17 protein-coding genes and 3 pseudogenes are annotated in these 26,653 nt (G+C 54.3%); 12 read left to right on the top strand and 8 right to left on the bottom strand.

Features of this window, described 5'->3' with window-relative positions:
- The first annotated feature begins 126 nt into the window (after nucleotides 1-126).
- Both rmuC and moeB read left to right on the top strand, forming a co-directional pair.
- Nucleotides 127-1,512: a DNA recombination protein RmuC gene (rmuC, locus tag HKX41_03915; protein NNC23298.1), complete on the top strand. Its 1,386-nt coding sequence runs from the start codon at nucleotides 127-129 to the stop codon at nucleotides 1,510-1,512.
- Nucleotides 1,509-2,612, top strand: coding sequence for a molybdopterin-synthase adenylyltransferase MoeB (moeB, locus tag HKX41_03910; protein NNC23297.1), 1,104 nt, complete (start codon nucleotides 1,509-1,511; stop codon nucleotides 2,610-2,612). Before rmuC ends, moeB begins: the two co-directional genes overlap by 4 nt.
- Here the strand turns inward: moeB and speB are convergent, their stop codons facing one another.
- The 4 genes from speB to HKX41_03890 all read right to left on the bottom strand — a co-directional run bounded on the left by speB (nucleotide 2,613) and on the right by HKX41_03890 (nucleotide 8,133).
- Entirely contained in the window at nucleotides 2,613-3,560 is a 948-nt protein-coding gene (gene speB, locus HKX41_03905; protein NNC23296.1) for an agmatinase, read from the bottom strand.
- 75 nt (nucleotides 3,561-3,635) lie between these two features.
- On the bottom strand, nucleotides 3,636-5,237 hold the full coding sequence (locus HKX41_03900; GenBank protein ID NNC23295.1) for a sodium:solute symporter family protein: 1,602 nt from the start codon (nucleotides 5,235-5,237) through the stop codon (nucleotides 3,636-3,638).
- Between the two features lie 161 nt (nucleotides 5,238-5,398).
- Nucleotides 5,399-6,682: an FAD-binding oxidoreductase gene (locus tag HKX41_03895; protein NNC23294.1), complete on the bottom strand. Its 1,284-nt coding sequence runs from the start codon at nucleotides 6,680-6,682 to the stop codon at nucleotides 5,399-5,401.
- A 77-nt stretch (nucleotides 6,683-6,759) separates the two neighbouring features.
- On the bottom strand, nucleotides 6,760-8,133 hold the full coding sequence (locus HKX41_03890) for a glutamine synthetase (GenBank protein ID NNC23293.1): 1,374 nt from the start codon (nucleotides 8,131-8,133) through the stop codon (nucleotides 6,760-6,762).
- A 154-nt stretch (nucleotides 8,134-8,287) separates the two neighbouring features.
- Here HKX41_03890 and HKX41_03885 point away from each other — a divergent pair, with 154 nt between their 5' ends.
- Nucleotides 8,288-8,965: a GntR family transcriptional regulator gene (locus HKX41_03885; protein NNC23292.1), complete on the top strand. Its 678-nt coding sequence runs from the start codon at nucleotides 8,288-8,290 to the stop codon at nucleotides 8,963-8,965.
- A 12-nt stretch (nucleotides 8,966-8,977) separates the two neighbouring features.
- Here HKX41_03885 and HKX41_03880 read toward each other — a convergent pair whose 3' ends face one another.
- Nucleotides 8,978-9,751 (bottom strand): gamma-glutamyl-gamma-aminobutyrate hydrolase family protein, encoded by a 774-nt coding sequence (locus HKX41_03880; protein ID NNC23291.1) that lies wholly within the window; start codon nucleotides 9,749-9,751, stop codon nucleotides 8,978-8,980.
- Between the two features lie 214 nt (nucleotides 9,752-9,965).
- Between HKX41_03880 and HKX41_03875 the strand changes: the two genes are divergently transcribed.
- From HKX41_03875 to HKX41_03835, 9 genes and pseudogenes are all read left to right on the top strand, one after another.
- On the top strand, nucleotides 9,966-11,342 hold the full coding sequence (locus HKX41_03875) for an NAD-dependent succinate-semialdehyde dehydrogenase (protein ID NNC23290.1): 1,377 nt from the start codon (nucleotides 9,966-9,968) through the stop codon (nucleotides 11,340-11,342).
- Between the two features lie 966 nt (nucleotides 11,343-12,308).
- A complete protein-coding gene (locus HKX41_03870) occupies nucleotides 12,309-13,589 on the top strand; it encodes an FAD-binding oxidoreductase (protein NNC23289.1) in 1,281 nt (426 codons plus the stop codon).
- A gap of 120 nt (nucleotides 13,590-13,709) precedes the next feature.
- Complete coding sequence (locus tag HKX41_03865) at nucleotides 13,710-14,771, top strand: ABC transporter ATP-binding protein (protein NNC23288.1); 1,062 nt, start codon at nucleotides 13,710-13,712, stop codon at nucleotides 14,769-14,771.
- 115 nt (nucleotides 14,772-14,886) lie between these two features.
- Nucleotides 14,887-15,702, top strand: coding sequence for an ABC transporter permease (locus tag HKX41_03860; protein NNC23287.1), 816 nt, complete (start codon nucleotides 14,887-14,889; stop codon nucleotides 15,700-15,702).
- A pseudogene (locus HKX41_03855) lies at nucleotides 15,702-16,448 on the top strand (ABC transporter permease). Before HKX41_03860 ends, HKX41_03855 begins: the two are co-directional and overlap by 1 nt.
- A gap of 133 nt (nucleotides 16,449-16,581) precedes the next feature.
- Complete coding sequence (locus tag HKX41_03850; GenBank protein NNC23286.1) at nucleotides 16,582-17,655, top strand: spermidine/putrescine ABC transporter substrate-binding protein; 1,074 nt, start codon at nucleotides 16,582-16,584, stop codon at nucleotides 17,653-17,655.
- A 52-nt stretch (nucleotides 17,656-17,707) separates the two neighbouring features.
- The gene (locus HKX41_03845) at nucleotides 17,708-18,781 is read left to right on the top strand and encodes a spermidine/putrescine ABC transporter substrate-binding protein (protein NNC23285.1); all 1,074 of its coding nucleotides are present in this window, start codon (nucleotides 17,708-17,710) and stop codon (nucleotides 18,779-18,781) included.
- A 59-nt stretch (nucleotides 18,782-18,840) separates the two neighbouring features.
- Nucleotides 18,841-20,205, top strand: a complete 1,365-nt coding sequence (locus HKX41_03840; GenBank protein NNC23284.1) for a glutamine synthetase — start codon at nucleotides 18,841-18,843, stop codon at nucleotides 20,203-20,205.
- 1,070 nt (nucleotides 20,206-21,275) lie between these two features.
- A complete protein-coding gene (locus tag HKX41_03835) occupies nucleotides 21,276-22,400 on the top strand; it encodes an MFS transporter (protein ID NNC23283.1) in 1,125 nt (374 codons plus the stop codon).
- A gap of 279 nt (nucleotides 22,401-22,679) precedes the next feature.
- Here the strand turns inward: HKX41_03835 and HKX41_03830 are convergent.
- The 3 genes and pseudogenes from HKX41_03830 to HKX41_03820 form a co-directional block, all read right to left on the bottom strand.
- Nucleotides 22,680-24,067 (bottom strand): annotated as a pseudogene (locus HKX41_03830) (sodium:proton antiporter).
- Nucleotides 24,068-24,328: 261 nt separating this feature from the next.
- Nucleotides 24,329-25,618: an FAD-binding oxidoreductase gene (locus tag HKX41_03825; GenBank protein ID NNC23282.1), complete on the bottom strand. Its 1,290-nt coding sequence runs from the start codon at nucleotides 25,616-25,618 to the stop codon at nucleotides 24,329-24,331.
- Nucleotides 25,619-25,627: 9 nt separating this feature from the next.
- Nucleotides 25,628-26,622, bottom strand: a pseudogene (locus HKX41_03820) (glutamine synthetase).
- Between the last annotated feature and the right edge of the window lie 31 nt (nucleotides 26,623-26,653).

The raw sequence follows: 26,653 nt of genomic DNA, 5'->3' as shown, positions 1-26,653 counted from the left end.
CGGCGGGGTAGGCATGTGGCCGAATGGCGATGTTTGTCTATTATACGGGCTGGCCGCGGGGGTTATGTCGTGATCGACTGACGTCGGCGCGTAGAATCGAGTGGGTAGAACGATGGTTTTGGGCGAATGACAACGTCGGTTTTTATTTCGGGACTGGTTGGTCTTGTCGTGGGCGGCGCGATCGCGGCGGTTATCTCGTTTATCGCTGCGCGTGGTCGCCTGGCGGTGTTGGAAACCGAGGCCGCCAACGCCGTCAGCGAGCGTGATGCATGCAGCGCCGAACTCGAGCGTGAACGAGCGGCGCATCAGCAAATGCGCGATGCCAATACGCGGCTGGAAACGCAAATTGAAGCCGAGCGCAAAGCCGCTGACGATAAACTAAAGGAGCTGACCAACGCGCGCGAAGCGTTGACCCAGCAATTCAAGACGTTGTCGCAGGAAATTCTCGACGATCGCAGTAAAAAGTTTGCCGAACACAGCAAAGCCGATCTGGAATCGCTGATCAAACCGCTGCGTGATCATATCGGTCGTTTCGAAAAGCAGGTGCGTGAAACCTACGATGCGGAAAGCCAGCAGCGTTCGGCGCTCGCCGAGCAGATCCGGCTGCTGGAGCAGTCGAACAAAGCCATAGCCGAGGACGCGACGGAACTCACCCAGGCTTTGAAGGGTGACTCCAAAACCCAGGGAAACTGGGGCGAGATGATTCTGGAAACCGTGTTGGAACGCTCGGGGCTGCAGCGTGACACGCACTACGATACCCAGTTCCATGCCGCGGCCGACAACGGTGCGCATCAATATCCCGACGCCGTCATCTATCTGCCGGAGTCGCGCAGCATCGTGGTCGATGCCAAAGTCTCGCTCGAGGCTTATCTGCGCGTCCAGAATGCCGAGGACGACGCGCAACGCCAGGCGGCGCAGAAAGAGCACATCGAATCCATCCGGCGCCATCTGAAGTCGCTGTCCGAGAAAAATTATCAGGCCATCGATGCGATCCGCACGCTGGATTATGTGTTTATGTTTGTCCCCTCCGAAGCGGCCTATGTCGAAGCCTTACGGGGCGATTTTTCGCTGCAGAGAACTGCGCTGGACGCCAACATTGCATTGGTGTCGCCGACCACACTGATGCCGATGCTACGCGCCGTGGCTAATCTCTGGCGGTTGCAGCAACAAGAAGAAAACGCGGATGAGATTGCCCGCCGCGCCGGCCGGTTGTACGACAAATTTGTTGGCTTTATCGATGATCTGGACAAGCTTGGCAAACAGATCGATACCTCGAAAAAGACCTTCGACCAAGCCCGCAACAAACTCACCAGCGGCCAGGGCAACTTGGTGCGACAAACCGAAATGTTGCGCGAGATGGGGGCGAAAAGCAGTAAACAAATCGACGAAACCTGGCGACGGGATGCCAATGTCGGTGACAGTGCGCTCGGTGACGAGTCGGTCGCCGGGTCTGAAGTCGATGGCAGTGATAACAAATCCACCGCTGCCGATGGTATGGGGCGAGCAAAATGAGTGGACCGCTGGGCAAAACACTGGCCGAGCTGCGTGAGCGTTTGCCACCGGTGCCCGCCAGACGTGCCGTCGAGCTGGTCAACGATGGCGCGCTATTGGTTGATATCCGCGAAGCTGATGAGATCGCACAGGGGACGCCGGTTGAAGCTGCCCGCTATGGCCGTGGTTTTCTGGAGATGCGTCTGGACCAGAACGACATAGCGAGCGAGCGCACGATTCTGCTGATGTGCGCCTCCGGCGCACGTTCGTTACTGGCCGCAGACGAACTACGCCGGCTTGGCTATACCGACACATATTCGGTTGACGGTGGCTTCGATGCCTGGAAACAGGCTGGGTTGCCGTTCGAAACACCGGCTACACTCGACACCGCCGATCGCGCCCGCTACGCCCGCCAGATCACGCTGCCGGAAATCGGCGAAGGCGGTCAGGCGAAACTGGCGGCCGCACGCGTGCTCATTATCGGCGCGGGTGGGCTTGGCTCACCAGTGGGTTTCTACCTTGCTGCGGCCGGTGTTGGCCATATCGGTATCGTGGACCACGATATCCTCGAGCGTTCGAACCTGCACCGCCAGATTGTCCACCGAGATGCCGCTGTCGGCGAATCCAAGGCCCGTTCGGCCCGAGACACGCTCGCCGCGCTCAATCCGTCGATCCACATCGAGCCGATCGAACAACGCGTCACGCCCGAAACCGCGCCTGAGCTCGTTGCTGGTTACGATCTGGTTGTCGACGGCTCTGACAACTTCGATGCCCGTTTCGCCATAAACGATGCCTGCGTGGCAGCCGACATTCCTTTGATATTTGGCGCCGTGGAGCGTTTCGATGGCCAGGTTGGCCTGTTCCCGGCAGGCGGCCAGCCCTGTTACCGCTGCCTGTTCCCAGAAATGCCACCGGCTGAAGCTGCTCCGAGTTGTGCCGATGCCGGTGTCCTCGGCGCGGTGCCGGGTGTGGTCGGTACACTGCAGGCCGTCGAAGCACTCAAACACCTAGCCGGTGAGCCCGATACCTTAGCGGGCCGTATCCTCGCCCTCGATACCAAACGCCAACATTGGCGAACGATCACTCTCCCCGCGGGTAGCAACTGCGACACCTGCGGCTAGCTACGCAGAACGGCGTTTTTCGGCCAGTAAACAAAGATAATCGTGAGCAACTGTCGCTGCGGCGATGGCTGTGATTTCGGAATGGTCGTAAGCGGGGGCGACTTCCATTACATCCATGCCGGCGAAAGTTAGTCCGCCCAGCCCACGCAGGATGGCAAGCGCCTGTGCGCTCGATAAACCACCGGCAACCGGCGTGCCGGTTCCGGGGGCGAATGCCGGATCCAGGCAGTCGATATCGAAGGTCAGATAAGTCGGGTCGTGACCGATGACCGAATGCACGCGTTCGATAACCGCGTCGACACCATGTCGGTGAACCCAGGGGGCATCGAGGACGGTGAATCCGCGCGGTGTGCTATGGGTTCGGATGCCGATCTGGACCGAGCGCTCGGGGTCGATGATGCCTTCATCGATTGCCCGGGTCAGCATTGTGCCGTGATCCAGCCGGCCGGGCTCATCCGGCCAGGTATCCGGATGTGCGTCGAATTGCAGTAGTGCTAATGGCCCGTGAACGGCCGCATGCGCACGTAACAGTGGATATGTCACCAGATGGTCGCCGCCCAACGTCAGCATCGAGGCGCCACTTTGCAGAATATGTGTGGCGTGGGCCTCGATGGTTGGCACGATCTGTTCGGGGTAACCAAAATCGAGAAAGCAGTCGCCATAGTCACTTACCGCGATTTCATCGAACGGATCGAATCCCCAGGGGAAGGCGGGCAGCTCGGCCAGTTGGGTCGAAGCTTCGCGGATGGCCCGCGGGCCGAAACGGGCACCGGGCCGGTTGCTCGTCGACGCATCAAAAGGCACACCATTGACGGCCACCTCGGCTTCTCCGAGCTCGCGGGTATAGCGCCGGCGGAGAAAACTAAGTGCACCGCTGTAAGTCAACTCGGGCTGACGGCCGTAGAGGCTGTTGGCGCGAAAAGCTTGGTCGCCGTCAAGTTCTGACATGGTTCAACCTTTTGTGCTCGATAATGGATCGGGCGCGCGGTAGTTGGTTTGCGGCGTGAACGGCATCATTTTGCCTCAACGGCTGCTGATGCCGAACCAGCCGGCTTTACGCATCGGATTGCCGTCTATATCGACTAGTGGTTTCGGTTTATTGATGCGCTGGGTCGCCAATGACACGACCACGAGACAGACAATCGAACCGACCAGCCCCCAAACTGAGGCGATGTAAAGTGCATCCCACATCGCCCACTGGAAATATACGCCGCTGCCGGCACCGTGCCCCACGTCCGTATTGGCGGCCGACGTGATCGGCAAGTACCAGTAATAGCATCCGATCCAAGTGGCAAAACCGACAATGAAACCGGCGATTGCCCCCGTTTCGTTGGCGCGCCACCAGAAAAATGCCGCCACGTAGCTGGCAAACAATGACACGAGAAGTATCGACCAGGCGATAACCATCAGATGGTAGATAGTCTTGAAATCCAGCGCCAGCCAGAGTGAAACGCCAGTGACGACCGGAATGGCGTAGCGGGTGATCTTGAGCGTCGATTCGTTGGATTGTTTCCCCGTCAATAGGCGGTAGCCGTTGTCGCCGATGAGTGTCGATGCGGCTAGAACCGCCCCTGCGGCGCTCGACATCAAGGCAGCGACCAGTGCGCACACAAAGAGGGCGAGTAATGTGGCAGTCAGATAATTGGAGGCCATCAATAATAGAAGCTCGTTACTTGCCTCCTGAATCGTAAGACCGGGATGGGATTGGAAATAAAGCATCGCCATCGATACTGGAATCAGCCCCATGAGAATATAGATCACGCCACCGACGATACTGATGCCCACCGTCGTGCGTTCATCACGCGCGGCTAACACTCGCTGGGTCAGATTTTGAGCCGGAATAGAGCCAAATCCGATCGTTATCCAGGCACCTACCCAGTAGACCCAGCCAGTCAAACCGGTATAGCCCATAAAACCGTCTGTGCCGTGGGGCAGCCATGACCAGTGCGGGAAATTCATCATGTTGCTCTGTGCCCCGTTGGCGCCGAATAGATGGGACCAGCCGCCGAGTTGTGGCACGCCGACAATCAGCATGGCGATCAGTCCGACAAACAAAACAAGCAACTGAAGCGAATCGGTCAGGGTGACGGCCCACATGCCGCCCTTCATGGTGTAGGTGACCATCACCACGGTCGAAACACCGATGCCCCAGGCTAATGACAGACCAGTAAAGTAATGGATGATGCTGCCAAAGCCCACCAGCATGGCGCCGGTCCAGCCCATCTCGGCAATTACCATGGAAACCATGGATAGGATCCCCATGCCTTTGCCGTAGCGACTGGTGTACAAATCGGCTAGAGAGATATAACGCCCACGCCGTAACAGTCGGCCGAAGAAAAAGCCGACAATGATGAGACAAGCGCCGGCGCCCCAAGGATCGAAAATGACACCTTGGTTACCGAAGATATACGCATTGCCAGCGCCGCCCATGACTGTGCCGGCACCAAACCAGGTTGCGATCAAGGCGCCTGTGCCAAGGCCGAAGCCCAGCCGGCGACCGGCGACGACGTAATCGCTGCTGTTATGGACTTTGCGTGAGGCATACCAGCCGATGGCCAGTATGACGAGCATATAAACGGCTAAAACCGTAAGAATCAAAATGCTGTGAGCATGGCCACCGTGCATTCCAAGTATCTCCTCGCCTGTACGAAACTTTTGTCACCGGTACAAGGTCAATTGCCGTAAAGTGCACGGCATACCAAGTCTTATTCACAACTGGTTATTGCTACTGAGTGCTGCCGTCATTGCATAAATGTGTTTAAAACCCGGATGCGGTGAGCAAGGCGCTATAGCCCGAGTTTTTCCCGCGCTTGGTAATACCAAGAGCCGAGTACAGTTAGTGGCACACGAAGTGATCGGCCGCCGGGAAATGGGATGTTGCGGAGTGCGGAGAAGGTTTCGAAGCGTTCGGGTGAACCGCTGATTGCTTCCGCGATGAGCTGGCCGGCCAGGTGGCTCGTGGTCACCCCGTGGCCGCTGTAGCCGTGCGTAAAATAGATGTGCTCATCGATCCGGCCCAGATCCGGGATGCGTGTCAACGTCAATGCGAAGTTGCCGCTCCAGGCGTAGTCGAAATCGACATCGGCCAATTCGGGGAAGGTGCGCGCCAAGTGGGGGCGCAACTTGGCCTCGATATTGGCCGGCGTGGTGCCGCCGTAGACCGTGCCGCCTCCGAATAGAAGCCTGTGATCGGCGCTCATGCGGTAATAGTCGAGCATGTAGTTGCAATCTTCGATGCAGGTACCCGCCGGCATGAGCCGGTCAACTGTCGATTGATCTAAGGGGGCGGTGGCCACGACCTGCGTCGATACCGGCATGGTTCGAGCGCGCAAGGACGGTACGGTGTTGCCCAGATAAGCATTGCCGCAGGCTACGACGTAGTCAGCTTGGACCGCGCCGTCGTCGGTATGAACCGTTGGCCGTTTACCGGATTCAATGTGGGTGACAGGCGAATGCTCATGAATAATGCCACCCTGGGCTTCTAGGGCCGCCGCTTCGCCAAGCACTAAATTGAGTGGATGCAGATGCCCACCGGCCTTATCCAGCAGCCCGCCGACATATAAATCGGTGTTTGCATGCCGACGGATGGTGTCCGAATCCAGTAACTCGAGTTCACTGTGCCCGTGGCGTTGCCAGTCAGCATGTCGTTTTTTTAAACCGTCGAGTTGCTTGCGGTTTAGTGCGGCGAATACGCCGCCATCGTGTAGATCGCAGTCAATGGCGTAGTCCGCTACGCGTTGACGGATGATTTGGCTGCCCTCGAAAGCCATGGCACCGAGCGTGCGCGCCGCGTTTTCGCCATAGTGTTTTTCGACTTCGTCGAGATCGCGGCTGTAACCATTGACTATTTGCCCGCCGTTACGTCCGCTCGCGCCCCAACCGACCCGGGCGGCCTCTAGCACGATGACTCGATAGCCGCGCTCGGTCAGCGACAGCGCGGTGGCTACCCCAGAAAAACCAGCACCGATCACGCAAACATCGGCATGTTTGCGGGTGTTGAGCGGTGGGCGCTCGGGCGCGGGATGGGCAGTTGCTGCGTAGTAGGAATCGGCGTGGGATTCACGGGACATTGGTTTTCTCGTGATGCTTGGACGTGTTCGAGGTGTTGGAATTGGTTTGATGGGGGTGGCGTTTAGGGCGTGGTTATTTACACGGTTTGTAGATAAGCGGCGTATTCGCTGGTTGGAACTTCACACTTGAGTTGGTCGCGTTCCTGGCGTTTGCAGGCTGCAAACCAGCTCTGGTAAGTAGCGCCGATATAGTCGGTAATGAATGCTGATTGTTCGAAGCGTGCCAATGCGACACTCCAGTCATCGGGTAAGGACGGCGCATGCTGGTCGTAGGCATTGCCATGGGTTTCGGGGGACGGGAGCGCACCATGGTCTAAGCCGTGTTCAATCCCCGCGAGCACAGCGGCCAATACTAGGTAGGGATTGGCATCGGCGCCCGCGACTCGGTGTTCAATACGAGTCGCTGCAGGTGTAGCCAATGGCAGTCGAAGTGCTGTCGTACGATTATCCCATCCCCAGCTCGGTGCCATTGGGACATGGCTGCCTGCCTGAAAACGTCGGTAAGAGTTGGCATGTGGCGCAAATAAAGCGGTGGCGTCGGCCATGGTGTTAAGCAATCCAGCCACGGATTGCATGAGACACTCGGTAGGCTCACTATCTTTGCTGAAAACGTTGTCCTGGTTGTCGTCCAGAACGCTGATGTGGACATGCATCCCGTTGCCGGCCGACATCCCGAACGGTTTGGCCATGAAACTTGCTGCCAAGCCATGTTGATGGGCGCAGGCCTTGATCGTGCGTTTTAATAAAAGTGCCTGGTCAGCGGCCTGCATGGCATCGTCCACATGTTCCAGGTTGATCTCGTATTGGCCTTCGCTCTGCTCGGCGATCAAAGTATCGATGGGTAGTCCTTGCGCGCTGCAGGCCTGTTGGATGTCGGCAAAGACCGGATCCAGACGTTCTAGTTCTTCAAGACCGTATAATTGCGATGGCTGTCCGAGCCCTGTCGATGCCTTCGCCGGCGTCGGCACACCAGTGCTGTCGAGCTCGGCTTCGAGCAGCCGGAATTCGAGCTCTATCGCGATGACAGGATGCAAACCGCGGGCATTCAGACGTTCCAGCACGGTGTTCAGAACGACTCGTGGATCACCGGCAAAAGGCGTGCCATCATTGGCATGCATTTGCATCAGCAACTGCCCGCCGGACCTTTGGCTCCACGGCTGTGGCCACACCTTGTCTAGAACTGGCCAGCAAATGTGATCGGCGTCGCCGGTTTCTAGAACCAAACCGGTGTCTTCTACTTCGCTACCCCAGATATCCAGCAGTGCGGTCGAGGCAGGCAAGCAAAGTCCTTTCTCATAAAGCCGATCGAGCGCCGTCATCGGCACACGCTTACCGCGTGCAATGCCATTTATATCGACGATGAAGGCCTCGATGAACTCGGCAGGTTCGTTCCCCGCCAGTGCGTATGTCACTGTCGAAGGGTTGGCTTTGTCTACTGGTTCTGGCGTCATTACCGAGTCGGCTCCGGCGAGGATTGCGATCATGTGTTACATGATGTGATCACAATATACTCGTGCCAACCCGCTGTGATTGGTACTTTAGTTGTACTTATAACTTACGAACAGGCCGCTATCGATGACGGAACATACGTCGCTCGACAATGAAATGGAACTGTTGCCGTTTCCGATCTCGGAGGCGACGATCACGCGTCAGGAGTGGGTTTACCGGCAGTTAAAGGAGGCGATACTCAGAGGGCGCTTTCTGCCGGGGCGTAGTATTACGCTGCGCGGTATCGCAGCGATGCTGAAAGTCAGTTTGACGCCGGTTCGAGAAGCGCTGAAGCGTCTCGTTGCGGAACGCGCGTTAGAAGCGCATGACAATCGGCGCTTTAGCGTTCCTGAGATGACGCGGGCCAAGCTCGACGATATCTGTATGGCCCGGATTACGCTGGAAACGATAGCCGTCGAACGTGCGTTGCCCTACATCGACGCTGATTGCTTGTATCGCCTTTGGCGGCTCAACGAACAGGTCGATGAGGCTATAGCCGCGCGCGATATCGATGTTTATCTAGCCCGCAATCGTGAGTTCCACTACACGTTTTACCGTATAGAGCAGTCGAGTGTTTTTAAACCTCTTATCGATAGCCTTTGGCTGCAGTTCAGTCCGTACATGCGGTTGGCCGTGCAGCAAACCGGTGTCGATTACGTTGTCGACCGGCACGCCGAGGCCTTGCGGGCAGCCCAGCGCCATGATGCGCGCGCGCTAAAGTTCGCGATTGAAGCCGATGTGCGTGAAGGCTTGGGCGCGCTAATCGAAATTGATTGGCAAAGCCTCGAAATGTAGTGCCTGCTGATATCACCCCTGCACGCCGGCACGTGCCGCGTCGCCGAATGCTGTGAACAGTGCCTTGGAAAATGGGTTGTCGGCGAACTGCCATTCAGGGTGCCACTGGACGCCAACGGCGAAAGAACGATCTGGATGGCGCGCAGCTTCGATCAGCCCGTCTGGTGCAATCGCTTCGACTGCGAGTGACGGCCCGAGCTGGGCGACCCCTTGGCCGTGCAGTGAATTGACTTCGACCTGTCGCGTTCCTGCTAACTGGGTAAGTAGCCCGTTTTCAGTCAGCGTAACCGGATGCCGTGGTTGGTAACGCTCGGCGCGCGGTTGGTCATGGTCATCGCGGTGATCGTTGTAATCAGCTTGTTCGTGGACGGCGGTATAGAGTGTGCCGCCACATGCGACGTTTAATTCCTGAAAGCCACGGCAGAGCGCCAGAATGGGCAGGTCACGCGCAAGTGCCGCCCGCAATAACGCTAATGTTGTGCGATCTCGCTGTTCGTCGAATGGGGCAACGCCTTCGCTGTCGTCGCCGTAAAAGCTGGGTTTCATGTTGGAGGGGCTGCCGGTTAGAAATAGGCCGTCCAGCCCATCGAGCATTGTTTCCGGTGCGATCACGTCGTTAAGTGACGCCATCTCCGGGCCTTGCCCGAGCGCCGGCACTAATAAAGGTTTAGCGCCCGCGCCATGGGCCACTGCCGCGATGTATTTTTCCCCCACGACGTGCATGGTGTCATCGCCGAAGGTTTTGACATCGACTGGAATACCAATGCTAGGGCGGTCTTGCGTCATCAGGGTGCTCCGGGGTTCACATATATTCGCAATTGTGATCACATTAGCGAAGATGATCAATACGGCATGAGCGTGCTCGGTGCAATCTCAAACAAGGGAATAGGGCGTGTACTTGACACGGTGCTCGCCGCGCGTTTGTTGGCTAATCTTTTATCATTACTCCCAATCACTGGTAGCCGTTATCGGTATATTAGTTACCTAAAAGGAGAGCCTTATGGCAGCCACTCAACAGACTATTAATCCAGCCAATGGTGAGCCGATCTCAACTTATGAATTAATGAGTGATGCTGAGGCCGACGCCAGAGTGGTCGAAACGCACAAAGCCTTTGAATGGTGGCGGCAGACGCCATTGGCTGAGCGTTGCCAAATTGTGCGCAGCATTGGCCGACTGCTGCGCGAACGTGCCGATGAGTTTACCCAGCTGATGACATTGGAGATGGGCAAGCCGATCTCCCAAGGCGGCGGTGAAATCGAGCTTTGTGCCGCCATCTGTGACTATAGTGCCGAGCACGCCCACACCATACTCGGGGATGAAGAACGTGCTTTTGATGGCGGCCGTGGCCTGATCACGTACCAACCGCTCGGCGTAATCCTTGGCATCCAGCCTTGGAATTTTCCGATGTATCAGGTGGTGCGCTATGCGATAGCCAGCATTGTTGCTGGCAACACTGTGCTGCTCAAACATGCTCCCAATGTCTGGGGGATGGCCTTAGCGTTGGAAAAATTGTTTGTCGAAGCTGGTTTGCCTGAAAGCGTTTTCACCGTGCTATTGATCGATAACGCTCAAACCGAAAGGCTGATCGGGCACGATAAGGTCTGCGGCGTCACTCTGACTGGCAGCCCCGCCGCGGGTCGTGCTGTCGGATCGAAAGCGGGTGAGTGCCTAAAAAAATCCGTTCTGGAGCTAGGCAGTAACGATGCCTATATAGTCCTGGCCGATGCTGATATCGATGCGGCGGTCGCCGACTGCGTTCAGGGTCGAATTTACAACGGAGGGCAGACTTGTATCGCCGCTAAGCGCTTTATCGTGGTCGACTCGGTCTATGATGAATTCCGCACCAAATTTCTGGACCAGCTCGCTGCGATCGACTATGGCGATCCGACCGATCCGAACACTCAGCTTGGCCCATTAGCCCGCGCCGATCTGCGCGACACGCTGCATGATCAAGTCATGCGATCGGTCGCCGAGGGAGCGCGATGCTCGCTGGGCGGTGAGTTGCCTGATGGTCCCGGGTTTTTCTATCCGGTTACTCTTTTAGAGAATGTCGAACCTGGCATGGCGGCCTATGATGAAGAGTTGTTCGGGCCGGTCGCCTCATTGATCCGAGTCTCCGATGAAGCGCAAGCCATTCGTGTGGCGAACGATTCCCGTTTCGGGCTAGGCGGCGGCTTGTTTTCCCAGGACACTGAGCGCGCTACGCAAATCGCGCGCGATCTGTTTGAAACCGGCATGATCAATATCAACGGCTATAACATGGCTCAGGCCGAACTGCCGTTTGGTGGCGTCAAGGAAAGCGGCTATGGCCGCGAGCACGGCGGGTTCGGTATGCGCGAGTTCGTTAACGTCAAATCGCTCATGATTACCGGCTAGTTCAGAATTGGCTTTTCGGTGGATGTGTTAACACTAGTCGTGTTTTGTTGCTCAGATGCAATTGGCTGATAAATAATACGCGCAGATCGAAACCTGTTCGCCGTGTCAAAGAGGTATGCCTTGTTTGTGGCCGGCCGGCAGATCGTCAAAGCTTCCCGAAAACGTCGGCAAATAGCGCGATCTGTCAGTCAGCTATGGCATATTTACATCGATGTGAATCGCTAACAGGGGCTGGCGCCGATCCGGAAAGGCTGGTCGTACAAGGCGTTAGAGGTCCTAGTGTACGGGTGTCTGCGGCCGTATAACGCTTGGCGAAAAGCTTAGTCGGCGCGTCCCGGCGATCGCGGAAAATGGCTGCTATTGCAGAATTGTCCGGTCCGGCGTGTAACGTGCACCCGCGCGAGTTCAGTGACCGCCATCAGGCGGCTCCGTAATGCCAAGGGCGCCGCACATCAGCCTCTACGTTGATCGCGAGCTTGCCCATTGTATTGATGGATTGGTTGTGCCTGGGGGATAGATCTCCCGTTGGTCGATACATGTGCGTCGGCCGTTAGTGTTCTGGGCCACAGGTGGCGTGATAACACTAATGGTCTTGGTTTTATCTGCTCCGATAACAGTTGGTGTTTGGTGGGGCTGCTCGAGCTCAACTTCGACAAAGGCGCAAAACTGCTGCCAATGGGTGATTGGCCGGGAACAAATACCTCGTCTGGCGAACAGGAAAACAGCGACGATTGCTCAGCAGCTGGACCTGCGCACAGATTTGGTTTTTTAAATGCACTTTCTTGCACTTGTTATTGCGCGGATTGATCGACTTTTCCACGGCCCCTTAAAGACTCCGACTAAAGTTGCTTTGACGCTCTTCTAGAAAGAGTGTGATATGTGATCACATAAGAAGATGTGGCTCTTGAAACACTCACAAATCGGCGGGTAAAAGATATGCCGAGTTCGCAAAACACGCTATAGAACATGGCGGCAGACAGTAATTCCTTTTACCAGGATTCGGCTCGGATTGAGCTTGCGGACACGGAAGCACTTGTCGGCGCTCACCAAGCTGATGTCGCCGTAGTCGGTGGTGGTGTGACTGGTTGTTCGGCTGCACTGTATCTTGCCGAACAGGGCTACGATGTCGCCCTTATCGAAGCTCATAGCATCGGCTGGGGGGCCTCCGGCCGTAGCGGTGGGCAGATCCTCAGTGGATTCGGCACTGACATGGATGTGATCGCAAAGTCCGTCGGCTTGGATGCAGCGCGTCAAGCGTGGGAAATGTCCCGTGAAGCGGTGCGTTTAACCGCAGATCGAGTGCGGCGATACGCGATTGATTGTAATCTCCAGTGGGGCGCTATCGATGTCGCGGCCAAACCGCGCCAATTACGCGCTTTGTCCCGAACCCAGCAACACATGCGTGACATTTACGGTGACGAGGATCTTGTATCACTAGATCGTGATGCGCTGTGGGAGCGTGTTCGTAGTCCGGCCTATCTCGGTGGCCTATATGATCCGAACAGTGGTCATCTTCACCCGCTCAATTACACACTCGGGCTTGCACGCGCCGCGCAGGCTGCAGGCGCGCGTATTTTCGAGGCGAGCAGGGTTGAGCGTTTGACACACGGTCGCCCTGCTCAACTCACAGCAGCGGATGGAACCTTAACAGCAGATTTTGTCGTGTTGGCAGGCAACGCATATCTAAGTTCGGAGTTGGCACCCAATCTGCGCGACAAGTTGATGCCTGTAAAAAACTACATGGTTGCCACACAGCCGCTGTCGGCTCATCAGGTCGCACAGACGTTGCCGTACGATAATGCAGTAGCCGATAGCAATTTTGTCTTAGACTATTACCACTTATCCGAAGACCGCCGGATGCTTTACGGCGGACAGGTGAGCTACGGCAACCGTGCCCCTCGACGGCTTCGCGCCCGAATGGTAGCCAAACTGCAGCGTTTATTTCCTGCGCTCGAAGGAGTTGACTCCACTCACCAATGGGGTGGGCTGGTTGGCGTCACCCGCAACCGTGCGCCACACCTTGGCCGTCTGGACAGCAACGTGTATTTCGCTCAGGGCTATTCCGGACATGGCATGGCATTTGCTGGGCTTAGTGGCAAGCTGATCGGTGAGGCGATCGCGGGCCAAGCCGAACGTTTCGATCTGTACACCAAGTTAGACCATCGGCGTTTTCCCGGCGGAGACCGTTTGCGGACACCGTTGCTCGTCTTGGCTACTAATTTTTATCGAATGCGTGATTGGCTTTGATGATCGGTTTCGCTACGCCACCGCTACGGAGTCTTTATGGCTGTCACTTCAGACTTTAAAAGTTCTGACGCGCATTCGGATAAAGCCGCTCATGGCGGGGCTGATGAGGCTGAAAAGGTTATGGCTGCCGGCGGGGCTGACCCGCAGGTCGGCATAGCGCTGCGCGGCTTGACCAAAACGTTCGATGGCGAGGTGTCTGCACTCCAAGCCATCGATCTGGATATAGCCTCAGGCGAATTCTTTACTCTGCTTGGGCCGTCCGGCTGTGGCAAGACCACTCTGTTGCGCATCCTCGCCGGGCTTGAGCATCCTAGCAGCGGTGATGCAGCTGTTGGCGGCCGCTCGATCACCCGGACTCCGCCTCATAAGAGGAACGTTAATACGGTTTTTCAATCGTATGCCTTGTTTCCCCATTTGAACGTGCGCGAAAACATTGGTTTTGGATTGCGCATGCGCGGCGTCAAAAAGTCGCAAATTCGTAAGCGTGTTGACCAAACCGCAGCGTTCATTCAGATCGAGCCGCTGTTAGAACGCCGGGTGGAACAGCTTTCCGGTGGTCAGAAGCAACGCATTGCACTGGCGCGGGCGCTGATCAATGAACCCGAAGTATTGTTGCTCGACGAGCCGCTTTCAGCGTTGGATGCTGGCCTGCGTGGGGCGCTCCAAGTCGAGCTGCGGCGCATCCAGCAGCGCCTTGGTATGACCTTTGTGTTCGTTACCCATGATCAGCAGGAAGCCATGGTCATGAGCGATCGGATCGCGGTGCTTGATGCCGGCGTAATCCAGCAGGTCGGTTCGCCGCAGGCGCTCTACGAGCACCCCGAGAATATGTTCGTAGCGCGCTTTATGGGGCACAACAATCTGTTTCCGATTTACGAGCGCGACGAGGTCAGTGTGACTACACCGCTAGGTGTTTTGGGTGGCCGCTTCGAAGTTGGCACGCACGTCTTGATCCGGCCCGAGACTATTACGTTGAGTTCGGGGTCGGCGGATGGTGATAACCAATTTGATGCCGAAATCATCGAGCGGCTTTATCGCGGTAGCGTGGGCGAGTACACCCTGGCTTGCGGTGATACCGAGGTTAAGGCCACCTGCAATAACTACGGCCAAGCCATGTACGAGATCGGCGATAAAGTCACAGCCAGCATCGAGTCGGGCGGCATGGTATCGCTCCGTGAGTAGTCGCGCGACCATCGCAACCCGACTGAAACTGCGACCGCTCGGGCCACGCCTGGGACGTGACACTTGGCATTTGATCGGGATTATATCGCCTGGTGTGGCTTGGATCGTTTTATTCATGGTCCTCCCCAGCATCTATCTGATCGGCATTGCCTTCATGACCAACGGCGAGTATGGCTTACCGCAGATGCCGCTGACGCTGCACTCGTTCAAGCAACTCGCCGGTTTTGGGTTTCTCGGCTGGAGTCCGGGTAACTTGTACACGTTGGTGCGATCGATCTGGCAGACCGTGCTCTCAACTTTGCTGGTAGTGGTGATCGCTTACCCCGTCGCGTTCTACATCACGACAAAGCCCGTCCATTTGCGACCGCTCATGCTATTGATGGTTGTCGTGCCGTCGTGGACCAACCAGGTGATCCGTGCCGTGGGCTGGATGAATATTCTGGCTCCGGGCGCTCCGATCGCCAACTTGGCTACCCAGATGGGGCTGGTCAGTTCGCAGATGGGTTTGTTTCCGTCCCAGTTCGCGGTTGTGCTAGGGCTGGTTTATAACTTTCTGCCGTTTATGGTTTTACCACTCTACGCGAGTTTTGAGCGGCTGGATCATAGCCAAGTAGAAGCTGCCCGCGATCTGCGCGCCGGGCCTGTACGGGCCTTTATCCATGCAGTGCTGCCGCAGACACTGCCGGGGTTGGTGGCCGGCACCGTGCTGGTTTCGATCCCCGCGTTTGGTATGTATGTCATCCCCAAATTACTGGGTGGCGGTAAATCGATGATGATCGGCAATTTCGTCGCCGAACAGTTTGCCAGTGCCTCGAATTGGCCGCTGGGAGCGGCGGGCGCGTTGATCATGATTCTGGCAACACTGGCCGGCCTGCAGGCATTGCGGCGGGTTTCACGCCGTTTGGGCGGCGGCGTCGACGTGGTGCTGTGATGCCGGCCCGTGGCTTTAACATTAGTCTACGAGGGTTCTGGTATCTGGTCCTCGTTTTCCTGTATGCGCCACTAGCCGTAGTGGTGCTGTTTTCATTCAATGACGCCAACACCGCGGCCAACTTCACGCACGCCACGTTGAAATGGTATACGCGGCTTTTTGCCGATAACGCCGTTATCAGTGCGTTCAAGAAAAGCTTATTGCTGGCTATCGTATCCTCATGTATCGCCACGCTGTTGGGCACGATGCTGGGTTACGGCATGTATATCTATCGTAGCCGGAGGCTGGGCTGGCTGATTTGGTTGATTTATCTGCCGATCATAATGCCGGATATAGTCTATGGCATTTCTGAGATGACTTTTTTTACGACCATCTATCGGCAACTCGGGGTTCTAGAGCCCGGTTTGGGGACCATGATCATCGCGCACATCAGCTTTCAGGTGCCGTTTGTGGCACTGCTGATCTATTCGCGTATGGTTGGACTCGATGCGAGGTTATTTGATGCCTGCCACGATCTTTATGCTAATAGCCTGCAACGAGTTTGGTTTTTTCTGTTACCGCTGCTACAGCCGGCTATTATCTCTGCGTTTTTCCTTGCGTTCACGCTATCGATCGACGACTTTGTCATCAGCTTCTTTACTGCCGGCCCGCAAAGCACGACGCTGCCGATCTACATTTGGAGTGCGATCAAAAAAGGGATAACACCCGAGGTCAATGCCATCGCCGCGGTCATGATTGGTGCTGTGTTTGCAGCTGCAGCAATTTGCTTGGCCTTTCAATACGTACGGGCATCAGTTGCCCGCAAAGATTAGGTTATAAGCTAGTCCATAGCTTCCAACGGCTGGAATAGTTGCATCACACTGAACGAGTATCAAAGTCATGAAAATATTCCGAAGAATAGGGGTCTTACTCTGTTCATTAATCTTAATGTTGGCTTTTTCTCCGAGTTTTTCAAAAGATGCGCAAAAACTTTTTATTTTTAATTGGTCGTACTACATTAAACCTTCCATTATAAAAAAATTTGAGGAAGAATATAAGGTTGATGTTGTGCGCAGTCACTACAATTCGATGCCTGCGCTTTTTTCCAAGCTGCGTGCCGGCGGTGCTAGCCAATATGACATCGTCGTGCCGTCGAATTATTACGTACCCCGAATGGTCAAAAGCGGCTTGTTGCAGAAGCTTGACCATAGCCAGATCCCTAACCTGGACAACTTAAAACCCAGGTTTCGGGGTCTGAAATATGATCCGCACAACAAATACACAGTCCCTTATCAGTGGGGTACGACGGGCATCGCTTATAACACCGAAGATTTGTCGAATGTGCCCAAAAGTTGGTCGATTATATTCGACCCCAGTGTGAACTCGAAAAATCCGTTTTCAGTAGCGCTTGATGGGCAAGTGATGTTGGGGGTCGCCTGTGCCTACCAGGGCAATGATTATAGCTGCACTGGTCGGAAAAAATGGAAGCAAGCTGGCAAGTTACTTCTAAAGTCAAAGAATCGCCCGAATTTCAATGGTTTTGTAGCTGGAACACGGACGCTGCGCCAACTCGCACGGGGCAATCTGGATGCTGGCATGACTTATAATGGCGACTACGTCCACGCCAAAAGCGAAGATTCGCAGGGTTTTGCGAATATTGAGTACATCATTCCCAAAGAGGGTGCTGAGCTGTGGGTGGATAACATGGCGATTCCCGCCAATGCGCCGCATCCCAAGCTAGCGCACAAGTTTATAAACTTCATCCTGAAAGCGGAGATTGGAGCGGAGCTCTCCAACTACAACTACTACGCTACGCCCAATAAGCTGTCACAGCCGATGCTCAGAGATGTGCTGAGAAAACCTCCGATTACACCCACATCGAGTCAGATGAAGCGGCTGCACCTCACGCCAAGCCTCCGAGGCGGGCAGCTTCACTTCGTCTCTCAGCTCTGGACAGAAATCAAATCAAATTAATCCTTGTAGCCGATGGGTGCTATATGTTTTTAGCTGATGGAGAGGTAATGACATGAAACTTCGACGCGCCGTCTGGCTGATGCTTTGTTTGATCGGGCTTGTCTTAGCAAGCGGAACAGTTTTCGCTCAGAGCGCGAAGAAGCTGTTTTTGTTTAATTGGTCGCAGTATATGGATCCGGCCATCATCAAGGCGTTCGAGAAAAAGTACGACGTCGAGGTCGTCCGAAGCTTTTACGATTCGAATCCGCAGCTCTTCGCGAAGCTGCGTTCCGGAGGAGCAAGCCAATACGACGTTATTTTTCCATCCAATTACTATGTGCCACGCCTAATCAAGACGAATTTGATTCAACCGTTGAATCATGACGAGATTCCCAACCTGGATAATCTCAAATCCAGATTTCGGGATCCGCCTTACGATCCACAAGATCGATATTCGGTGCCGTATCAGTGGGGTACAACAGGTATCGCCTACAATGCGGATGATCTTGCCGATGTGCCGAAAAGTTGGTCGATCCTTTTCGATCGTGGTGTCAATCCGGATAACCCGTTCGCACTGATTCCGGACGGTCAGGTCACAGTTGCTGCTGCCTGTGCCTACCTGGGAATAGGTTGGCGTTGTAAGGGCGAAAAATCCTGGAAGAAGGCCGCACAACTTCTGATCAAGACCAAGACTCGTTCCAATTTTAATGGTTTTGTTTCAGGTACGCCGATTCTGCAACAACTCGCTCGCGGCAACGCCGATGCGGGTATGACATTCAACGGCGACTACATGTTCTATAAGAAACGTAACCCGGAGGCGTTTTCGGATATCGAGTACTTCATACCTAAGGAAGGAGGGGAGCTTTGGGTTGATGCTATGGCGATTCCGGTCAACGCCCCTCATCCCAAGCTTGCACACAAGTTCATCAATTTCATCTTGAAAGCCAAGGTCGGGGCGCAGCTCTCCAACTGGAACGCATATGCCACGCCGAACGAGATTTCGCAGCCTATGCTTAAAAAATCACTGCAAAAACCGCCGATTACGCCGACGCAAAATCAGATGAAGCGCCTGCGTTTTACACCGAGCCTCAAGGGCGAGAATTTACATATGTTTCAGCAGCTTTGGACTGATATTAAATCCAGATAAAAACGCGAGGCCGCCTGCTGTCGCCTGCGGCAATCGCGCTTGCGAAAGGAGCTTAATTTATGGCGGACGAGGAAAGTGGGCAGTGGCTGCGCAACTGGTTCAATGAGCACGGGATCACCGAGGTTGAATGCGTAGTGCCTGATATCACCGGTGAGCCGAAAGGCAAAATTATGCCGGCAGCGAAGTATCTTGGTGGCGAGCGCCCCCGACTGCCGGATTCCATATTCATCCAGGCTGCAACCGGTGATTATCCGGAAAACGAGGAAGAGATTGTCGATCCGGCCGAACTGGATATGGAGCTGATCGCCGATTTGTCGACTTGCCGTCGTGTGCCTTGGGCGCGCGAACCGACCGCCCAAATCGTGCATGAATGTCGCTATTTGAACGACGATCCGGTTCTGGTGAGTCCGCGCCATGTATTGAAGCGCGTGCTTGATCTTTACGCGGCGCGTGGTTTAAAGCCCGTGGTAGCGCCGGAAATGGAGTTCTATCTCGTCCAGCGCAACACCGACGCCGATTATCCGTTGCAGCCGCCAACGGGTCGCACGGGGCGACGCGAGGTTAGTCGCCGCGCCTATAGTATTGAGGCCGTAAACGAATTCGATCCGGTCTTCGAGGCCATGTACGATTACTGCGAGCTTCAGGGGCTGGACATCGACACGCTGATTCACGAGGAAGGCTCCGGCCAGATGGAGATCAATTTCGAGCACGGCGACCCACTCGAGCTGGCCGATCAGATTTTCTATTTCAAGCGTACGCTGCGCGAAGTGGCATTGGCACACAATATGTATGGCACGTTCATGGCCAAGCCCATGGCCGAGGAACCAGGCAGTGCCATGCATTTGCACCAGAGCGTCTGCGATCTGGAAACTGGCGAAAACGTGTTCGCCGATGAACAAAACGAGGCGACATCCGATTTTCACCACTTCATTGGCGGATTGCAGCACTATCTGCCGGAGGGGCTGGCGCTGTTAGCACCGAACGTAAACAGTTATCGACGGTTGTTGCCAGATCCCGGCAACGTTTCGGCGCCAATCAACACTGAGTGGGGCTACGACAACCGAACTGTTGGGCTGCGTGTGCCCCATTCTGATCGTAAAGCCAAGCGTGTTGAGAACCGGATCGCCGGCGCCGACGTCAATCCGTATCTGGCCATTGCACTGTCTTTGGCATGCGGTTACGTGGGGTTGCGTCAAAAAATGGCACCCCGGCCATCTGTTGCTTCTTCGGCCTACGACAGTGGGTATCGACTACCTTCGGATCTTGGTCGCGCGCTCGATACGCTGGAGGAAAGTGAGACGATTAAATCATTGCTTGGTGAACGTTTCATAAACACCTATGTAGCGGTAAAACGAACCGAAGCCTTAGCGCATTTTAAAGTTATAAGTTCCTGGGAGCGCGAATATCTTCTTTTAAGGGTCTGATTAAAAAGACACATAGTGTATGTTATTTGTAGTCGTTAAAAAGCATGTTATCGGGAATAGCTGCCAACCACTATGCCGTTTCAGTCTCGAAAAATGTCGAGTTAAGGAGTCGTAGCCGGACGAAGGTGCGGATTTGCCGAATAACCGGATTATTTTTATCTCTCTACATTGGCGCCGGCGCCAACCAGGCTTCGGGGTTTAACGAATCCGGATGATGGCTATTGTCCGTAAGGCTGACGGTAGCCTTTTGCTATTTTCGTCCCTGGGCGAGGTCGCCGGCCGCCTATCAGTCTAGGCGTGTTAACACTATTGATTGGCCGTGCGATCAGTGCAAGATGAAGAAAGAAGATATGACGCCTGGTTTATTGAGCCACGCAAAGATATGGCAGAAGCCCTTTAGGCGCTGAGATAGTCGCTCGACCGTGTACACACGCCCGTATTCTCAGGGCCTAAAACGGTTCCTGTTTGGGCGACATGGCTGTGTCATACCAAAATCGAGTACTAATTGCTGGGTTTTATTATCTTCATAGGCTCGATCCATGGTTACGTGCTCGGAGAGTTGACTGGTGTCCGTCGGGTACATCATGCGCCTAGCTCGTTGATAGCCGAAAATTTACGGATGTGCGAGCACCCGGACAATCATGTAAATCTTGGTTGCCCAACCATCTCGAGAGTGTTCGATGGCTTGTTTGACGTTTTTTAGCGCGACGGTGCCATCGGGATGAGCCGGAACGAGTGAGCGATACTGCCTCGACGCGGACTTGTATGATCTGGCGGCGCTGAAGCTCTGTGAAAGCTGTTTGGCCTCAGCGATTCATGCGGAGTAGATGGAGTGCCAATGAACAAAGCGTGTTTGTCGGTAGGTTGCGCTATTTACAGCCATGCTCAGCGCCATACAGGATGGTTTTAAACACTAGGTGATTAATAGTGCGGTATGTTGCCACGCTGGCGTAGTAAGTGCGAATTTTTGAAAAAAGACTAAGTTCTATCCGCGTAGAATAGCCTGTTTAGTGTTAAAACGTCCTAGAGTATAAGTCTAGTTTTGGCTAACGCTACACAGACTCTAATGCATGCGTAACTTGCTCATAATACTTTGTTGTGCCGTGGTTCTGGTCGACACGATATTTTTCGCGGCACTTGCGCCGTTGCTTCCCCATTACGAGCAATCCCTTGATGTCTCGCGATTTGCACTTGGTGTACTCAACGGCGCCTATGGCGCCGGCGCTATTGCGGGGGCGGTTCCTGCGGCTTGGCTGACAGCGCGTATCGGTGTTCGCCCAGTGACTTGGGTTGGGCTTGTGATTCTCGCTTTAACTAGTGTTTTATTCGGGGTCTCAAATAATGCATGGGACCTAATCATATTGCGTTTCAGCGGCGGTATCGGTAGCACCTGCAGCTGGATAGCTGTGTTCACTTGGGTGATTACCGCTGCCTCCGATGAGTACCGGGGGCAAGTGATCGGCACGCTTATTAGCGCTGCGGTGGCGGGTTCCATGTTAGGGCCGCTGCTAGGCAGCGCGGCCGCCGCGTTGGGTGTGTTGCCGATTTTTACGCTGATGGCATGCCTAGCACTTGGCGTAGCCGCCGCGCTCATATTTCAGTCGCCACCGGCGCAAACGCAGTTTTGGTCATGGAGTGCACTACATATACTGGCACGTCCTAAGCCAACGGTGGGGTTGTTACTGATTGCTCTGTGTCCACTGTTGTTCAGTACGCTTGTGGTACTTGCGCCTTTGCAACTCTCGCACCTCGGGTGGGGCGCTACCGGTATTGGTTCTCTGTTTTTTCTAGGTGCTTTGTTCGAGACACTCCTGCATCCGCTTGCTGGCCATTGGACCGATCAAGCTGGCTATCATCCGCCAATTATAACTAGCTTAGCATTGTCCATAGTTCTCCTATTTATTTTGCCTGCTGCTAATTCTTCTTGGCTGTTCAGTGCGTGCGTGGTATGTGCCGCTGGCGTTTTTAACCTGGCGCTGACCCCCAGTACAGTACTATTTACACAAAGTCTCGACCGTATGGGTGGTGGGCAAGCATTCGGCTTTGCCCTAACAGAAGTTGCATGGTCTGGGGGCTTTACAATTGGCGCGCCGCTCGGCGGCTGGCTGTCAGATTTTGGCGGTAATTATCTTGCATATATACCGCTGGCGGCGATCTGCGGCCTAATGATATTTGCTATACAGCGCGTAGTTTGATCCGCTTAAGGTGCTCTTGCACCGCTTGCTTGATGATCCACTGGCGCCAGTGCGTATCTGATCACTTAGCTCGTTAGCAAAAGCTGGATGTGTAATAAGACATCGTTGTCTTGTCAAGCGGTTTCTCTTGCGTCACTCAAAATTGGTCGTTTTGTCATCGCTAATTTCGGCAGAATGAGCATCTGCCTCAATGTCGCTCGTGCGCCAGATATGAGTGTAGCTCAGCACATTGAATGATGCTGTTTTAAGGGTCGAGTTGATAAATGTATGCGTAAGAATCTAGTAAAGCTTATAACCTAATACAAGGAAGCCGGCCACGCTAGCCGACCAGGCGATAAGTGCATACGGAATCTGCGTCCACGCATGTTGAAAAGGTGTGCATCCTGTAGCTTGAGAGGTTAATACCGTTGCATCTGAATAAAAACATGCGTGACTGCTGAAAACACTGGCGGATAAAGTCGCGCCGATTACAAGGCTCATATCAGCGTTAACCCTAGAAGCTAAACCGGTAACGATCGGAAGTATGATGACAAATACTCCCCAGTTCGAACCCGTGCCAAATGCTACAAGCCCCATAATTACGACAATAGCGGCCGGCAAAATTGCTGCTGTTAATAACGGTGCCGCCGCATTAACTGCATAAGTGGTAAGACCAAGCGTTTTATTTATGTTGTTAAGTAAAAAAGCGGCGCTTAATATTGCAAGTGGGTCTAACATGCTTTTAAACCCTTCTAGGCATGTATTAAATGTATCACCTGCAGATAAAGTTTTCTTAAAAATTAAATAAATTATTACCCAACCAAGGGTTATGTATAAACCTTTTAAGAAGTCTAAATTAAAATTCCATGTAAAAATTGCTAATGACGCCATTGAGGCAATAAAAAACAAATAACTCTCTGGTTTTTTATTGGCGTTTTTGTTATTTTCGCCAAACTCAAGTTTGCTAATTTGTTCGTTCACCTTTTCGCGCCAGGTGGAACGCATTTTCCGTCAGTTTTTGCTCTTTTTTCTGACTTTTTCATGGGGCCAATCAAAGGTATGATGCCGGATACAACTAGCGGTATCATGAGTACAGCAAACCACGGATACAGCATGTAAGGAATCGCAGTTATATAAGTGCTTACTCCTTGCCCTGGTGGTGCGATATTATTAGTCTCCATTAACTTGCCAAAAAAGACAGCCCATGTTGAAACTGGTATGATGACGCTAATAGGTGCCGCAGTGGAATCAACCACATAAGCCAGCATCTCTCTCGATACCTTGTATTTATCTGATAATTTACGCATAGCGGTGCCTACCGCTAATGAATTTAAATAATCATCTACAAATAGAAAAATCCCCATAGACCATGCTGCCATAAGTGTTGATCGGCGTCCTTTAATATGGTTGCTTAATTTATCGGCAAAAGTTGCCGACGCACCTGATCTGAGCAAGAGTCCGATCAAGCTTCCCATCAAACCGCAAACAAGTATCACCCAGATAACATCTGGGTTTGCTAGTACTTGTTGCGAACGTTCGGCTAGGCCATTTAATGCTTCTGTAGGGCCTAGCATAACTAAACCAATTATTGACCCAGCAATTAGAGGCTCGAGTGCCCGCCTGGACCAAAAAGCTAAAAAAAGAACGCATATAGTAGGAATTAACGATAAAGCCCCATAATTATCAATGTTATTTTCTCCATCGACCTGGTCTCTGTTAACACTGATTGTGTTTCATGATTCAGATGCAATTGGCTATTAAATAATGCGCGCGGAACGAGGCCCGTTCGCTGCGTCAGAGGGTGCATCTCGTTTGTGGCTGGCCGATGGGGGCAAAGCATCCGAATGTGCTCGAACGCGGCGGCGAATGGCGTGGCTTGCTAGCCTGCTATGGCTCATTTACCCGTGTTAGTGGATCCGAATTCTTAGAATTCGCGGTCCCGAAAATGCTTAGCGTAGTTTTTCGAGCAATTGGTAGTACCACATGCCGGCGGCGAGCAAGCCATTACCCAACTGGCTATTAAATGGGATATGGATATGCTTAACCTGGGCGAAAGTATCGAATTCCTCCAGGCTGCCAGCCAAAGCATTGGCCATAATTTCACCGATGACGTGAGAGCTGGCGATACCGTGTCCCGAGTATCCCTGAGCGTAGTAGACATTGTGTGAAATCCTACCGAGCTGAGGAATGCGATTGATCACGATGCCCGCCATGCCCTGCCATTGAAAGTCGATCTGTACTCCCTCGAGCTGAGGGAAGGTGTGTTCGAGGCGTGGTCGTAATTCAGCAGCAACATCTTCGGAATCACGTCCAGAGTAGTTGGCGCCACCACCAAAGAGCAGGCGGTTGTCGGCAGTCAAACGGTAGTAATCCAGTACGGCGCGTGTATCGTAGACAGCCAAGTTATGCGGATCGATTTCCTGCATGAGGTCGAACGGCAAGGGGGCAGTGGCCACGATGCCCAGCGATGCTGGGAACAAACGGCCGCCAAGCTTCTTACGCTCAAGCTGATGGTAGGCGCCGCCGGCGAGGATCACGCTATCCGCTGTGATACGGCCTTGCTCGCCAATCACGACCGGCGGATCACCGTGCTGGATATCGACCACCGGTGAGTGCTCAAAGATTAATGCACCCAGGCTCTGTGCGGCGCGTGCCTCCCCCAGACACAGGTTGAGCGGATGCAGGTGCATGTTGTAATCGTTACGGATCGCGCCGTAATAGAGATTGGTGCCGATAAGCTCGCGTACTGCTTCGGCATCGAGCCAGTGCACGTGATCGCCGATAGGGTGTTGCTGTGATTCTTTAAAGTCGTTTTTTAGATCCTTCACGTGGCTTGGCTTGTAGGCTGCTTGCAGATGCCCGTGCTCGAGGTCGCAGGGAATGGCGTACTTATCGACGCGATTTTTGATGATGCGATGCCCACGCCATCGTAAGTTCCAGACGAACTCTCCGACGTTGTCACCCAAAACGCGGCGCATCTGCTTGATCATAGCGTCATGGCCGGAAAGGCTGCCGGTGACCTGGCCACCATTACGTCCGCTCGCGCCCCAGCCGACTTTGTTGGCTTCGACTACGGCCACGCGGTATCCGCGTTCGGCCAGCTCAACTGCAGTAGCCACTCCGGTAAAGCCGCTGCCAATGATAGCCACGTCGACCCGGTAATCACCCTCCAGCGTGGGATAGGAGGATTCCTCAACGATCGTTGCAGTGTAGTAGGAAGCGCAACGTGCTTGGGTCATGTAACCACCTTATAGGCGGGTGAGATAAGTCTGGCGGTCAATATCAGTGACCATGGCCAGTAAATGCTGGGCCTCGTGGCGTTTTACCTTGGCGTAGAGATCGCGGTACTCGGCACCGAAGATATCGGCCATGACTGATGAAGATGCGAAGCGCTCGATAGCGATGAGCCAGTCATGAGTGAGGCAACTTGGGCTCTGTTCTGAGCCAGAGCTGTCTTCATTAGCAGGCAACGGGGTGATACGTTGTTCCAGCCCGTGGAGCACGCCACCAAGCAAAGCTGTTGCGACCAAATAGGGGTTGGCATCAGCTCCAGCCACGCGATGCTCCAATCGTGCTCCTGGGCCATACCATTCTGGTACGCGTACTGCTGCACCACGATGGCCACGCCCCCGGTTACATTCAATGGGCGCAAAGCTGTCGGGTTGAAAGCGGCGATAGGAGTTCGCATGTGGAGCGAAGATCGCCTGGGCGTCGAGCAAATTTTGCATCACGCCGCCAATGGCAGATTCGAGATGCCCGGCTCCATTGTGCTCGTCAAAAATGTTGCGACCTTCATCGTCGAGCACACTGACATGCAGATGCATGCCAGAGCCGGCTTGGTCGGTATACGGCTTAGCCATGAACGTGCTAGCCCGACCATGCTCCTTGGCAGCTTGCGTGACGAGGCGCTTAAAACAAAAGGCGTCATCGGCACCAGCGAGTAAAGGGTGGTGAGGAGTTGATGACCTGGGCCCTGTAGTAACGGCTTCAGGGTGCCCTGATCAGGGTGGCATATACCATCGGGGTCACCGATTGACTGTGATAGGCCAGTCAGGGCGTCATTGTCTTCGCCCCATATATCCAGCGATTGAGTGGAAAGCGGCAGGCGAAGTTTGCCATCTAGTACATCGTCGAGCTGAGAAGCAGGTACCCACTTGCCACGTGGGATGCCGTTCATGTCAACGCAGAACACTTCGATGCGTTCATTATCAACGCGACTATTGGAATAGCTCGTTGAGTACATGTGGCAATCCACGCCGCAAGTAGGTGTATTG

The organism is Salifodinibacter halophilus (assembly GCA_012999515.1).
Classification (GTDB): Bacteria; Pseudomonadota; Gammaproteobacteria; order Nevskiales; family Salinisphaeraceae; genus Salifodinibacter; species Salifodinibacter halophilus.
Note: the sequence above shows the minus strand (reverse complement) of the source record. Positions and strands in the feature narration are given on the sequence as shown.